This is a genomic window from Pseudomonas sp. JAI111 (assembly GCF_024809425.1).
In the GTDB taxonomy this organism is placed as follows: domain Bacteria; phylum Pseudomonadota; class Gammaproteobacteria; order Pseudomonadales; family Pseudomonadaceae; genus Aquipseudomonas.
Map to the genome: position 1 here is coordinate 334813 of NZ_JANUCB010000003.1, position 13720 is coordinate 348532.

Genomic DNA, 13720 nt, shown 5'->3' on the forward strand with positions numbered 1-13720 from the left:
TGCTCCAAATTTTTCTTTTTTGAACCACTTTGTTCAGCGGCCGAACCCGGACAACTGGAACCGCGACTAGTCTGGCAAGATCCGAGGCGGTCTTTCAAGGAAAGCCCGCCCTTCAAGACTGCTCTGAGCGAAAGTTTCATGTGTTCCGCTCAGAGCCTAGCACTTAGCCCTGCAACGCACTCAGGGTCAGGTCCAGGCACTTGCGTGCCTTGGTCACCAACTCATCGATTTCTGCCGGTGTAATCACCAGCGGTGGAGCAATGATCATGGTGTCGCCCACGGCGCGCATGATCAGGCCGTTGTCGAAGCAGAACTGACGGCAAATCATGCCGACGCCCTTGCCTTCGTAACGCTTGCGCGTGGCTTTGTCCTGAACCAGCTCGATGGCCCCCAACAAGCCCACTCCACGCACTTCTCCCACCAACGGGTGATCGTTCAGTTCCCGTAGACGCTTTTGCAAATAGGGTGCCGTTTCAGCATGAACGCGCTCGATAATTTTTTCTTCGCGCAGAATGCGGATGTTTTCCAGTGCGACCGCAGCGGCCACCGGGTGCCCCGAATAAGTGAAACCGTGGTTGAAATCGCCGCCTTCATTGAGCACCGCGACCACTTCGTCACGCACGATCAGGCCACCCATTGGGATGTAGCCGGACGTCAGGCCTTTGGCGATGGTCATCATGTCGGGCTTGAGGTCGTAGAAATCGGTACCGAACCACTCACCGGTGCGGCCAAAACCACAGATCACTTCGTCAGCCACGAACAGAATGTCGTACTTGGCGAGGATTTCCTTGATGCGCGGCCAGTAGGTGTCAGGCGGAATGATCACGCCGCCGGCACCCTGGATCGGCTCGGCAATAAAGGCACCGACGTTGTCGACGCCGATCTCGAGAATTTTTTCTTCCAACTGGTTGGCTGCCCACACACCGAACTCTTCCGGTGTCATGTCGCCGCCTTCAGCGAACCAGTAAGGCTGGGCGATATGGACGATGCCCGGGATCGGCAAGTCGCCTTGTTCGTGCATGTAGGTCATGCCACCCAGGCTCGCGCCGGCCACGGTGGAACCGTGATAACCGTTCTTGCGGCTGATGATGACTTTCTTCTTCGGCTGGCCCTTGATCGCCCAGTAGTGACGAACCATACGCAGCATGGTGTCGTTGCCTTCGGAGCCGGAACCGGTGAAGAACACGTGGTTCATGCCTTCCGGCGCGATGTCGGCGATGGCCTTGGCCAGTTCCAGCACCGGCGGGTGAGCGGTCTGGAAGAACAGGTTGTAGTAAGGCAGTTCGCGCATCTGTTTGCTGGCAGCGTCCGCCAGTTCATCGCGACCGTAGCCGATGGCGACACACCACAGGCCTGCCATGCCGTCGAGGATCTTGTTGCCTTCGCTGTCCCAGAGGTAAACCCCTTTGGCGTTGGTGATGATGCGCGGGCCTTTCTCTTTCAACTGCTTGAAGTCGCTGAACGGGGCCAGGTGGTGATCGTTGCTCAGGGCCTGCCATTCACGGGTTTGTGGATTGTTGCTGGTCATACGAATCTCCTAAAAAAAATCAGGTGAAAGCGCCGTCGACAGCACGGCGCCCGGCGCATCAGACGGCGAAGAGCAGGAATTCCCGCTCCCAGGAGCTGATCACGCGCTTGAAGTTTTCATGCTCGGCCCGCTTGACCGCGACGTAGCCAGTGATGAATTTCTTGCCCAGGTATTTCTCGACGGTCGCGCTGTTTTCCATGCGTTCCAGCGCGTCTTCGATGGTCAGTGGCAGGCGCAGGTTGCGGCGTTCATAGCCACGACCTACCACCGGCGCACTCGGCTCCAGGCCTTCGACCATGCCGATGTAACCGCAGAGCAGGCTCGCGGCAATCGCCAGGTACGGGTTGGCATCGGCGCCCGGCAGGCGGTTTTCCACCCGACGGTTTTGCGGCCCGGCATCCGGAACCCGCAGGCCCACGGTACGGTTCTCTTCGCCCCATTCCACGTTCACCGGCGCCGAGGTGTCCGGCAGGAAGCGGCGGAACGAATTGACGTTTGGCGCGAACAGCGGCAACAGCTCGGGGATGAGTTTCTGCAGGCCACCGATGTGGTGCAGGAACAGTTGGCTCATGGTCCCGTCTTCATTGGAGAAAACGTTCTTGCCGGTCTCGATGTCGATGATGCTCTGGTGCAAGTGCATGGCGCTGCCCGGCTCGCCGGTCATGGGCTTGGCCATGAACGTGGCGGCAACGTCGTGCTTGAGCGCGGCTTCACGCATCGTGCGCTTGAACACCAGGATCTGGTCGGCCAGGGACAGGGCGTCGCCGTGACGGAAGTTGATTTCCATCTGCGCCGTGCCGTCTTCGTGGATCAGCGTATCGAGGTCCAGCTCCTGCAATTCGCACCAGTCGTAGACGTCTTCGAACAGCGGATCAAATTCGTTCGCCGCTTCAATGGAGAACGATTGACGACCGGTTTCCGGGCGACCGGAACGGCCAATCGGCGGTTGCAGCGGGTAGTCCGGATCGTCACTGCGCTTGGTCAGGTAGAACTCCATTTCCGGCGCCACGATCGGCTGCCAGCCTCTGTCGGCATAGAGTTTGAGCACCTTTTTGAGCACGTTGCGCGGCGACAGCTCGATCGGGTTGCCTTGCTTGTCATAGGTGTCGTGGATCACCTGGGCGGTCGGCTCGATGGCCCACGGCACCATGAACACGGCGTTGGCATCCGGGCGGCAGATCATGTCGATGTCGGCCGGATCGAGCAGTTCGTAATAGATGTCGTCTTCGACGTAGTCGCCGGTCACGGTCTGCAACAGAACGCTCTCGGGCAGACGCATGCCTTTTTCGGCGATGAACTTGTTGGTCGGCGAAATCTTGCCCCGGGTGATCCCGGTCAGATCGGCGATCATGCATTCGACTTCTGTGATCTTGTGGTCTTTCAACCAATCGGTGAGCTGGTCGAGGTTGTGACTCATAAATGCCTCTAGGCTTTGAGTTTCCTGACTCTCGCAAGTCAGGCGATGTTTGACGCATGGGCGTCGCGTTGAAACGGGTGTCTACGACAAGCTATCGTGTTTTTTTTCGGACCGCTCGGCAAATGCCAGGCGTGCAGAATCACGAGCGGTGCCCTGCGCAATCGCCGAGCCGCTATTGTGAATCGGTTCTATATTGAATGAAGTAACCGTAATGGGGGTGTCATCGCGCCTGTCCAGAATATCGGACGGGGATACGTCATCGATCAGCATCGGGAGGATTGCCGGAAAGCCCGGGGCCGCTGAGGCCACGGCATGGGCGCAAGTGTCGCCACTGATGTGATAAGCATGCAGACCGATCTGCCTAGAGCAGATGGCGACGCCGATTAACGGCAGGCGAGACATGAAACACCCCGGTATTATTGCTGTTATGGGTTTGATTCGAGCTTAGCCTTGTTCATTTTTTTACACAACACCCCCGTAAAAAATACAACACGGCCCGCTCAAGCCTGCGGCCGCCAAAGCACTGAACAGCATAAAAACGCCCCAAACTGCCTCAAAAAAGCCCTACGAGCGCTTTTTTGGGGCAAAAAAGGCCTCGCTTGACTTCGGCATGCCGTTCGGGTTGACTGGAATCCGAAGAGATCAATGATTGATATTTTTAACAACAAAGGTGTTGCATCATGTCGGTACCCCCGCGTGCCGTTCAGCTTAACGAAGCGAACGCGTTCCTTAAGGAACATCCTGAGGTTCTGTACGTTGACCTTCTGATTGCGGATATGAATGGTGTGGTGCGCGGCAAGCGCATAGAACGCACCAGCCTCCACAAGGTTTACGAGAAAGGCATCAACCTGCCGGCCTCTCTATTTGCTCTGGATATCAATGGCTCGACGGTCGAAAGCACCGGTCTGGGTCTGGACATCGGCGATGCTGACCGAATCTGCTATCCAATCCCTGACACCCTCTGCAATGAGCCTTGGCAGAAGCGCCCTACCGCGCAGCTGTTAATGACCATGCACGAACTCGAAGGTCAGCCATTCTTTGCCGACCCGCGAGAAGTGCTGGCCAATGTCGTGCGCAAGTTCGACGAGATGGGCCTGACCATCTGCGCTGCGTTCGAACTGGAGTTCTACCTGATCGACCAGGAGAACGTGAACGGTCGCCCGCAACCACCACGCTCGCCAGTGTCCGGCAAACGCCCGCACTCGACACAGGTCTACCTGATCGACGACCTCGACGAATACGTCGACTGCCTCCAGGACATTCTGGAAGGTGCGAAAGAGCAAGGCATCCCGGCCGACGCCATCGTCAAGGAAAGTGCCCCGGCGCAGTTCGAAGTGAACCTGCACCACGTGGCTGACCCGATCAAGGCCTGCGACTACGCGGTCCTGCTCAAGCGCCTGATCAAGAACATCGCCTACGACCATGAAATGGACACCACGTTCATGGCCAAGCCTTACCCGGGCCAAGCGGGCAACGGTCTGCATGTCCACATCTCGATTCTTGATAAAGACGGCAAAAACATTTTTGCCAGCGAGGATCCCGAGCAGAACGCCGCACTGCGTCACGCGATCGGCGGTGTGCTCGAGACCCTACCCGCACAGATGGCTTTCCTCTGCCCGAACGTCAACTCCTACCGTCGTTTCGGCGCACAGTTCTACGTGCCGAACTCGCCGTGCTGGGGCCTGGACAACCGCACCGTGGCGATCCGCGTGCCGACCGGTGCCTCCGATGCCGTGCGCATCGAGCACCGTGTGGCCGGCGCCGACGCCAACCCGTACCTGCTGATGGCTTCGGTCCTGGCAGGCGTGCACCACGGCCTGACCAACAAGATCGAGCCGGGCGCGCCCGTGGAAGGCAACTCCTACGAGCAGAACGAGCAAAGCCTGCCGAACAACCTGCGCGATGCGTTGCGTGAGCTGGACGACAGCGAAGTCATGGCCAAGTACATCGATCCGAAATACATCGATATCTTCGTGGCCTGCAAGGAAAGTGAGCTGGAGGAGTTCGAACACTCCATCTCCGACCTTGAGTACAACTGGTACCTGCATACCGTGTAAGCGGTTGCAGTAAAAACAACGCCGCAAGCCTTACAGCTTGCGGCGTTTTTTTTTGCCGCCTGCGGCGGATCGCTAGCAGGCTAGCTCCCACAGTTGATCTCCAGTGAACATAAATTCTGTATACACCGCAAATCCCTGTGGGAGCTAGCCTGCTAGCGATGGCGTCCTGGCAGACAACACGGATGCCTGCTCGTACAATGCCCGCTGCCCCGCAGGAGGACTTCAATGACGCGCACCGCCACCATCCGCAAACCCCGCGCACGCAGTCAGGCCCGGATCGACTCGATACTCGATGCCGCCCGCACGCTGCTGGCAGCCGAAGGCGTGGCGAGTCTGTCGATCTACAGCGTCGCCGAACGCGCGCAGATCCCGCCCTCCTCCGTCTACCACTTCTTCGCTAGCGTCCCGGCCCTGCTCGAAGCGCTGACAGCCGACGTCCACGCCGCGTTTCGCGCCTGCCTGCAAGCGCCCATCGATCACAGCGCACTCAAAGGCTGGCGCGACCTGTCGCGAATCGTGGAACAACGCATGCTCGACATCTACGATCAGGACGCCGCCGCCCGCCAACTCATTCTCGCCCAGCACGGGCTGACCGAAGTCACCCAGGCTGACCGTCAGCACGACATCGAGTTGGGCGATCTGATGCACAAACTGTTCGATCACCACTTCGAATTGCCGAAGCTGCCGACCGAGGTTGACGTGTTTGCGCTGGCGATGGAGTTGGGCGATCGGGTCTATGCACGCTCGGTGCAGCAGCACGGGCAGATCACGCCACGCATGGCGGAAGAAGGGATGCGAGTATTTGATGCGTATCTGGGGCTTTATCTGCCACCGTACCTGCTCAAGCGCACCTTCCCCTCGTAATGATCGTTCCCTCGCTCCGCGTGGGAATGCAGCCCGGGACGCTCTGCGTCCCAAAAACCGAACGCGGAGCGTCCCAAGAGGCATTCCCACGCAGAGCGTGGGAATGATCTGGCCGCCAACCTCACTGACTGACTTACAACTTGGCGATCGACACCTCGGTGGATTTCACGAAGGCGATCACTTCGCTGCCGACCACCAGTTCCAGCTCTTTGACCGAGCGGGTAGTAATCACCGAAGTGACGATGCCGGAAGCGGTCTGCACGTCGATTTCCGACAGCACGTCACCCAGCACGATTTCCTTGATTGAGCCTTTGAACTGGTTACGAACGTTGATGGCTTTGATAGTCATGCGATTTCTCCTCGAGTCGAAATGAGCTGCAAGCTCCAAGCGACAAGCCGCAAGAAGAAGCAGAACGCTTTTACTTGCCGCTTGAAGCTTGCAACTTACCGCTGCTTCTATTGCGCCCATCGCAGTTGCGTAGGCAAGGGTGAAACAGGTTCCGGTTCCGGCGGCTGGCCAGGCAGCGACAGCACGCGATTGAGCACTTCGGCTTCCAGCGCCGCCAGCCGATGAGAGCCGCGCAAGCGAGGGCGCGGGAGCTCAACGTGCAGGTCGAGGCCGACTTCGCCCTCTTCGATCAGGATCACCCGATCGGCAATCGCTACCGCTTCACTGACGTCATGGGTCACCAGCAACACGGTGAAGCCGTGCTTCTGCCAGAGCCGTTCGATCAGTTGCTGCATTTCAATTCGGGTCAGGGCATCCAGTGCGCCCAGTGGCTCGTCGAGCAACAGCAAGCGCGGTTGATGAATCAGCGCGCGGGCCAGGGCCACGCGTTGCTTCTGGCCACCGGACAGGGCCGCCGGCCACTCGTTGGCGCGATCCGCCAGGCCGACCGACTCCAACGCTTCCAGCGCTTGTGGGCGCCAGTTGCCCTTGAGCCCGAGACCGACGTTGTCGATGACTTTTTTCCATGGCAGCAGACGTGCTTCCTGGAACATCAATCGGGTGTCTTCCCGCGCATCGTTCAGCGGCGCGGAACCGGCCAGCAGTTCGCCGCCGGTGGGTTTGTCCAGACCGGCGAGCAAGCGCAACAAGGTGCTTTTGCCGCAACCGCTGCGACCGACCACGGCGACAAACTGACCCGCCGGGATGTGCAGATCGATCTCGCGCAGCACTTGCCGCGAACCAAACGTCTTTTGTAGTTTGCGCACCACCAGCGGAATACCGCGCAGCAGGCGTGGAGGTTGTTGAGCCGTCATGCCGCACCTCCCTTGGCAACCTGATAAGCCGGATGCCAGCGCAGCCAGACGCGCTCAAGGCCACGGGCCGCGAGGTCGGCGAGTTTGCCGAGCACCGCGTACAAAAGAATCGCCAGCACCACCACATCAGTCTGCAAGAACTCCCGCGCATTCATCGCCAGGTAGCCGATGCCGGAGCTGGCGGAGATGGTTTCTGCCACGATCAGCGTCAACCACATGAAGCCAAGGGCGAAGCGCACGCCGACCAGAATCGACGGCAGTGCCCCCGGCAAAATCACCTGACGGAACAGGCTGAAACCGGACAAGCCATAACTGCGCGACATTTCCACCAACGCCGGATCAACGTTGCGGATGCCGTGATAGGTGTTCAGGTAAATCGGAAACAACGTACCCAGCGCCACCAGAAAAATCTTTGCTGACTCGTCGATGCCGAACCACAGGATTACCAGCGGTATCAACGCCAGATGCGGCACGTTGCGGATCATCTGCACCGAACTGTCGAGCAGGCGTTCGCCCCATTTCGACAGGCCGGTGATAAAACCCAGCGCCAGGCCGATGCTGCCACCGATGGTGAAACCCAGCGCCGCGCGCCAGCCGCTGATTGCCAGGTGCGTCCAGATTTCTCCGCTACGCACCAGGCTCACGCCGGCTTCGATGACTGCGATAGGTGCCGGCAGAATCCGTGTCGACAACCAGCCCGCCGACACTGACAACTGCCACACCGCCAGCAGCAACACCGGCAACGCCCAGGGCGCGAGGTTATGAATGATTTTCTTCATGTGCGCCTCAGCTCTGGGACGCGGCTTTGGGAAGAATGTCGTTGGCGACCATCTCGCCGAACGGGCTGACGTAACCGGCGCTTTTCGGCAGCTCTGGGCGTTCGATGTCCAAATGCGGGAACAGCAATTCGGCGACGCGATAGGACTCTTCCAGGTGTGGATAACCGGAGAAGATGAAAGTGTCGATGCCCAAGTCTGCGTATTCCTTCACGCGAGCGGCCACGGTCGGACCATCGCCCACTAATGCTGTACCGGCACCGCCGCGCACCAGACCGACACCGGCCCACAGGTTGGGGCTGACTTCCAGGTTGTCACGGCTGCCGCCATGCAGCGCGGCCATGCGTTGCTGGCCGACCGAGTCGAAGCGCGCCAGAGAAGCCTGGGCGCGAGCGATGGTGTCGTCGTCCAGGTGCGAGATCAGTCGATCCGCCGCTTGCCACGCTTCGGCATTGGTTTCGCGCACGATCACATGCAGACGAATACCGAAGCGCACGGTGCGTCCCAGCTTCGCGGCTTTGGCGCGCACTTGTTCGATCTTCTCGGCAACGGCGGCCGGCGGTTCGCCCCAGGTCAGGACCATTTCCACCTGCTCTGCCGCCAAGTCTTGCGCCGCTTCCGACGAGCCGCCGAAATACAGTGGCGGACGCGGTTGCTGAATCGGCGGATAGAGCAACTTGGCGCCCTTCACGCTGATGTGCTGACCGTCGTAATCAACGGTTTCGCCTTCCAGCACACGGCGCCAGATGCGGGTGAATTCCACCGAGGCCTGATAGCGTTCTTCGTGAGTCAGAAACAAACCGTCGCCGGCCAATTCTTCCGGATCACCGCCGGTAACCAGGTTGAACAGCGCACGGCCTCCCGACAAACGATCCAGGGTCGCAGCCTGACGCGCGGCCACCGTCGGGGAAATGATCCCGGGGCGCAGTGCGACAAGAAACTTCAAACGCTGGGTCACCGGGATCAACGACGCGGCCACCAGCCACGAGTCTTCGCACGAGCGACCGGTGGGAATCAGCACCCCGCCGAAGCCCAGGCGATCCGCCGCTTGCGCGACCTGTTGCAGGTAACCGTGGTCGACGGCGCGAGCGCCTTCGGCGGTGCCAAGGTAATGGCCGTCGCCGTGGGTAGGCAGGAACCAGAAGATATTAAGGCTCATGGAGTGGTCTCCTTAGGGAATCGAGTGACTGGGCTTTTGGTTACTGGGCTTTGGCAACGGCTGCCGGGGGCGTCCAGATCACGTCTTTGATGCTCAGCGGCTTCGGAATCAGCTTCAGTTGATAGAAGCTGTCGGCGATTTTCTGCTGCGCGGCGACCACTTCAGGCGTGAGGAACAGCGCTCCGTAGCCCTGGCGTTTCACCGAGGTCAGGGTGATGTCCGCTGGCAGGCCGAGCAGAGGCGAAACCTGTTGGGTCACGTCTTCAGGATTGGCCTTGGACCACTCGCCGACCGCGCGCACTTCTTCCACGAGGGTCTTGATCACCTCAGGGTTTTTCTGTGCGTAAGGCTTGGTTGCCAGGTAGAACTGGTGGTTGTCGACGATGCCCTGGCCATCGCGCAGGGTGCGCGCTTGCAGTTGTTGTTCGGCGGCGGCCTGGTACGGATCCCAGATCACCCAGGCGTCGACGCTGCCACGTTCGAACGCGGCGCGGGCATCGGCCGGCGGCAGGAAAACGGTCTGGATGTCGGTGTATTTGAGGCCGGCGTCTTCAAGCGCACGAACCAACAGGTAGTGAACGTTGGAGCCTTTGTTCAGAACGACTTTCTTGCCCTTGAGGTCCTGCACCGATTTGATCGGCGAGTCCTTTGGCACCAGGATCGCTTCGCTGTGGGGTGCGGGTGGTTCGTAGGCGACGTAGAGCAGATCGGCGCCTGCCGCTTGAGCGAATACCGGAGGGGTTTCGCCAGTCACACCGAAGTCGATGGAGCCGACGTTCAGGCCTTCGAGTAATTGCGGGCCACCGGGGAATTCAGTCCATTGCACGTCCACCCCTTGGGCGGCGAGGCGTTTTTCGAGGGTGCCTTTGGCTTTGAGTAGCACCAGCGTGCCGTATTTCTGATAGCCGATTCGCAACGTCTCGGCTTGAGCTTGAGTGATGGCGCCGAAGGACACAGCCGCAATAAACAGAGCGACCAGACCACGACGCAAAATGACAGTGCGCATAGCGCTCTCCTTTTTGCAGTAGGGTTTTGGCTGCACCTGCTAAGCCGTTAGCGGCTGAGTAAGGTGATTTTTTGTTCGAAAAGTGCCTGCGCTTCGCTCGGCGACTTTTCAAACTAAAAAATTAAAAAGCGTCAAATGCTCCAGCGAGCACTCAACAAACGTTCATTCAACAGGTTCGGATCGAGCGGCTTGGGCCGTCGGGCCATGGCGCTGAAAAACAGCTCCAGCGATTCAGTCAGTCGTTGTTCCAGCTCTGGCGCCAACTGCGCCTGGGCGCTGCCTTCGCCATACGCGATCTGGCTGTCTACGGCGAAAATCCCGTGGAGCATTTCCTGTGCTTTCAGCGCCGACAGCACCGGTTTGAGCGCGTAATCAACCGCCAGCATGTGGGCGATGCTGCCGCCGGTGGCCATCGGCAAGACCACCTTGTGCGCCAGGGCGCGTTCGGGCAGCAGGTCCAGCACGGTTTTCAGAGCGCCGGAGAACGATGCCTTGTAAACCGGCGTGGCGATCAGCAGGCCATCCGAGTTTTCGATCTGTTGCAGCAGGTCGATCACCTTCGGGCTGTCGAAGCGTGCGTGCAGCAAGTCTTCGGCCGGGAAGTCCCGTACCTGATAACTCACCACTTCCACACCTTGCTCCTGCAACCAGCGTTGGGAGCGCTCCAGCAGCACCCCGGAACGGGAGCGTTGGCTCGGACTGCCACCGAGTGAGACGACCAGCATTCAGACGATTCCTTGAAGGGTGTTGGCGATTCGCAGTTTGCGATCTCGCTTGGATGGAAGTGACCTTAACAGGTGATTGTTATATCCATAAATCATATTTATTCATTTGGTTATTCGTTGTAGATCTATGCAGACAGACTTTTCCAGGCAAAAAAAAGGCCGTAAAAAACGGCCCGAAATTCCCTGCTTTATGGTGATCGTTCCCACGCTCCGCGTGGGAATGCAGCCCGTGACGCTCCGCGTCACTGGACGCGGAGCGTCCCTTGAGGCATTCCCACGCAGAGCGTGGGAACGATAGTTAGCTGAGTTATCGATTGGGTTGTGGCGTCAGGCGCAGGTACGGCTTCACCGCGCGATACCCCTTGGGAAAACGTTTGTTGATTTCGTCTTCATCTTTGAGCGACGGCACGATCACCACTTCATCACCGTCCTGCCAGTTGGCCGGTGTGGCCACCTTGTAGTTGTCGGTGAGTTGCAGCGAGTCGATCACCCGCAGGATCTCGTGGAAGTTGCGCCCGGTGCTTGCCGGGTAGGTAATCGTCAGCCGAACCTTTTTGTTCGGGTCGATCACGAACAGCGAGCGCACGGTCAGGGTGTCGTTGGCATTCGGATGAATCAGGTCGTAGAGGTCCGAGACCTTGCGATCGGCATCGGCAAGGATCGGGAAATTGACCAGCGTGTTCTGGGTTTCGTTGATGTCCTCGATCCACTTGTGGTGCGAATCCACGGGGTCCACGGACAGGGCAATGGCTTTGACGCCGCGATGGGCAAACTCATCCTTGAGCTTTGCAGTGAAGCCCAACTCGGTGGTGCACACCGGGGTGAAGTCCGCCGGATGGGAAAACAGCACGCCCCAGCTATCGCCCAGCCATTCGTGAAAACGGAGGGTGCCGGCGCTGGAATCCTGTTCGAAGTCGGGGGCAATATCGCCCAGTCTGAGGCTCATGGTGCTGCTCCTGGTGAGTGCTTGTTGAGCTCAACTGTGCCTAAGTTTCTTATGGATTAAAAAGAATAAATATCCATTTATTTAGACCATAAATGAATATTAAAGATCTGTTCACTGGACCTTGGTGAACATCGAGACGACTATCGCTCACAAGGTTCGAGAAGGCCTTGAGTTGCTGCAAAGAGGGAAACATTCAAGGCGGGATTACGGGGGTGAGCTCGCCTTGAAACGTAAAAGCCCCGCCCGGCGAGATGCCGGGCGGGGCTTTTTTTTACCTCGATTAGCCACTGTGGGAGCGAGCAGGCTCGCTCCCACACGCTATTACAACAGCGGGATCGAGTAGCTGACGATCAGACGGTTTTCGTCCTGGTCGCGCTGGCCTGGAACATCGTTACGCCACATGGCGTTTTTCCACGTCAGGCCCAGGTTTTTCAGTGGACCAGCCTGGACGACGTACGCCAGGGTCAGGTCGCGTTCCCACTCGGAACGGCCGGAGCCGGCCACAGCGGTGCTGGTGCTGCTGATGGTGTCGATGTTGTCACCACGCAGGTAGACGATGCCGGCAGTCGCGCCGGGCAGGCCAACCTTGGCGAAGTCGTACGAGTAGCGAGCTTGCCAGGTACGTTCACCGGCGCGGGCGAACTTGGCGATCTGCGAGTCGGTGATGATGTAAGCCGACGAGCCGTCACCCTGGTTCAGCCAAGGAAAGTCGCTGCTGCCGTTGCTGACCTGGTAACCGCCACCGAAGGTGTGACCGGCAACGGAGTACAGGAACAGGCCGCTGTACAGGTTGTTGTCGACCTTGCCCTTACCGGCACGGAAGCTTTGATAGTTACCGCTGCTGAAGTAAGCCGAGTCGTGACCATTGGCACCGTCATCGGAGCTGTTGAAGTAACGCAAGTCAGACTTCAACACGCCCGGGCCGATGGCCCAGTTGTGAACCAGACCCAGGAAGTGCTGCTTGTAGAAGTCTTCCAGGTTGCCGTAGTAGTACTGGGCCGTCAGGTCTTTGGTGAGTTTATAGTCGCCACCGCCGTAGATGAACTTGTTGCTGTGACGGCCAGAAGAGGTAGGAGAGTTCGCACCGGCAATCGACAACTCTTCGTTGTTGCTGGAGTTACGACCCTTGACGTGCTCGATCTGACCGCCGACCAGTGTCAGGTCCTTGATCTCGTTCGAGGTGATCTGGCCACCCTGGAAGGTTTGCGGCAGCAGACGACCATCGTTGGTCACGATTACCGGCAGTTTTGGCTGCAGGGTGCCCAGCTTCAGTTCGGTCTGGGAGATCTTGGCTTTTGCAGTCAGGCCCAGGCTGGAGAAGTTATCAACCGCTTCACCGTTGGACTTGCTTGGGAAAACCGTGCCGCCGTAAGAGGTGGCAGTGGCGCCGTTGGTGCCGCCGCCCGAATCCAGACGTACGCCCAGCAGGCCGATGGCATCGATACCGAAGCCGACGGTGCCTTGGGTGTAACCGGAGATGAAGCGCAGGTCGAAACCCTGGCCCCATTCTTCGTTCTTGCTCTGGACACCGGCAGCCTTGTTGGCCGCAGTGCCGGCAGCGCTGTCACGGTTATCGGTGTTGATGTAGAAGTTGCGCAGCCCCAAAGTAGCCTTGCTGTCTTCGATGAAACCGGCGGCGCTCGCCTGCTGCGCCAAAACCCCTACGGCCACAGCCAGGGCCAAGGTGGACTTGTTCATTGTTTCGCTCCTATCGTTTCTAATTTTTAGGTCCTGGGTCGAATGCCCCGGATCCTGAAGTGCGCGTGTAGCGCCAGATCGCACGTCCACCGGACTGCGTGTATCTAGTGTCGTGGTCTGTCCCACGTGATTCGGGCCGGCATGTTAAACCTAAAAATATCTATTTAATTATTTTTCATGCCATTCAGGAATATAGATAGGCGCCGTGACACAGGCTATCGGCCCGACTGCCGCCCACTTTAGGCGTTTACGCTAAAAGCCAAAAAGAATATAAAATTACT

At 58.8% G+C, this 13720-nt stretch carries 13 protein-coding genes; 2 read left to right on the top strand and 11 right to left on the bottom strand.

The features are described from left to right. Positions 1 to 163: 163 nt before the first annotated feature. From HNR03_RS12455 to HNR03_RS12465, 3 genes are all read right to left on the bottom strand, one after another. Positions 164 to 1528: an aspartate aminotransferase family protein gene (locus HNR03_RS12455; RefSeq protein WP_222588910.1), complete on the bottom strand. Its 1365-nt coding sequence runs from the start codon at positions 1526 to 1528 to the stop codon at positions 164 to 166. Positions 1529 to 1586: 58 nt separating this feature from the next. Then, complete coding sequence (locus HNR03_RS12460) at positions 1587 to 2945, bottom strand: glutamine synthetase family protein (RefSeq protein ID WP_222588911.1); 1359 nt, start codon at positions 2943 to 2945, stop codon at positions 1587 to 1589. An 81-nt stretch (positions 2946 to 3026) separates the two neighbouring features. Next, entirely contained in the window at positions 3027 to 3347 is a 321-nt protein-coding gene (locus HNR03_RS12465) for a gamma-glutamyl-gamma-aminobutyrate hydrolase family protein (protein ID WP_222588912.1), read from the bottom strand. A 278-nt stretch (positions 3348 to 3625) separates the two neighbouring features. Between HNR03_RS12465 and HNR03_RS12470 the strand changes: the two genes are divergently transcribed. Beyond that, positions 3626 to 5002: a glutamine synthetase family protein gene (locus HNR03_RS12470; RefSeq protein WP_259153858.1), complete on the top strand. Its 1377-nt coding sequence runs from the start codon at positions 3626 to 3628 to the stop codon at positions 5000 to 5002. A gap of 225 nt (positions 5003 to 5227) precedes the next feature. Beyond that, entirely contained in the window at positions 5228 to 5866 is a 639-nt protein-coding gene (locus HNR03_RS12475; RefSeq protein ID WP_259153860.1) for a TetR/AcrR family transcriptional regulator, read from the top strand. Between the two features lie 133 nt (positions 5867 to 5999). Here the strand turns inward: HNR03_RS12475 and HNR03_RS12480 are convergent, their stop codons facing one another. From HNR03_RS12480 to HNR03_RS12515, 8 genes are all read right to left on the bottom strand, one after another. Then, positions 6000 to 6215: a molybdopterin-binding protein gene (locus HNR03_RS12480; protein WP_003229256.1), complete on the bottom strand. Its 216-nt coding sequence runs from the start codon at positions 6213 to 6215 to the stop codon at positions 6000 to 6002. Positions 6216 to 6322: 107 nt separating this feature from the next. After that, entirely contained in the window at positions 6323 to 7129 is an 807-nt protein-coding gene (gene ssuB / locus HNR03_RS12485) for an aliphatic sulfonates ABC transporter ATP-binding protein (RefSeq protein WP_259153866.1), read from the bottom strand. Beyond that, positions 7126 to 7908, bottom strand: a complete 783-nt coding sequence (ssuC, locus tag HNR03_RS12490) for an aliphatic sulfonate ABC transporter permease SsuC (RefSeq protein WP_222588914.1) — start codon at positions 7906 to 7908, stop codon at positions 7126 to 7128. The genes ssuB and ssuC overlap by 4 nt, the downstream gene beginning before the upstream one ends. A 7-nt stretch (positions 7909 to 7915) precedes the next feature. Then, positions 7916 to 9064, bottom strand: coding sequence for an FMNH2-dependent alkanesulfonate monooxygenase (ssuD, locus tag HNR03_RS12495; protein WP_008026018.1), 1149 nt, complete (start codon positions 9062 to 9064; stop codon positions 7916 to 7918). Between the two features lie 40 nt (positions 9065 to 9104). Further along, entirely contained in the window at positions 9105 to 10070 is a 966-nt protein-coding gene (locus HNR03_RS12500; RefSeq protein WP_259153872.1) for a sulfonate ABC transporter substrate-binding protein, read from the bottom strand. Between the two features lie 131 nt (positions 10071 to 10201). Then, positions 10202 to 10795 carry an NADPH-dependent FMN reductase gene (gene ssuE / locus HNR03_RS12505; protein ID WP_259153873.1) on the bottom strand — a complete coding sequence of 198 codons (594 nt, stop codon included), beginning with the start codon at positions 10793 to 10795 and terminating at the stop codon, positions 10202 to 10204. A gap of 307 nt (positions 10796 to 11102) precedes the next feature. Further along, a complete protein-coding gene (locus tag HNR03_RS12510; protein WP_259153874.1) occupies positions 11103 to 11741 on the bottom strand; it encodes a peroxiredoxin in 639 nt (212 codons plus the stop codon). 321 nt (positions 11742 to 12062) lie between these two features. Continuing rightward, complete coding sequence (locus HNR03_RS12515) at positions 12063 to 13439, bottom strand: OprD family porin (protein ID WP_222588917.1); 1377 nt, start codon at positions 13437 to 13439, stop codon at positions 12063 to 12065. Positions 13440 to 13720 lie beyond the last annotated feature (281 nt).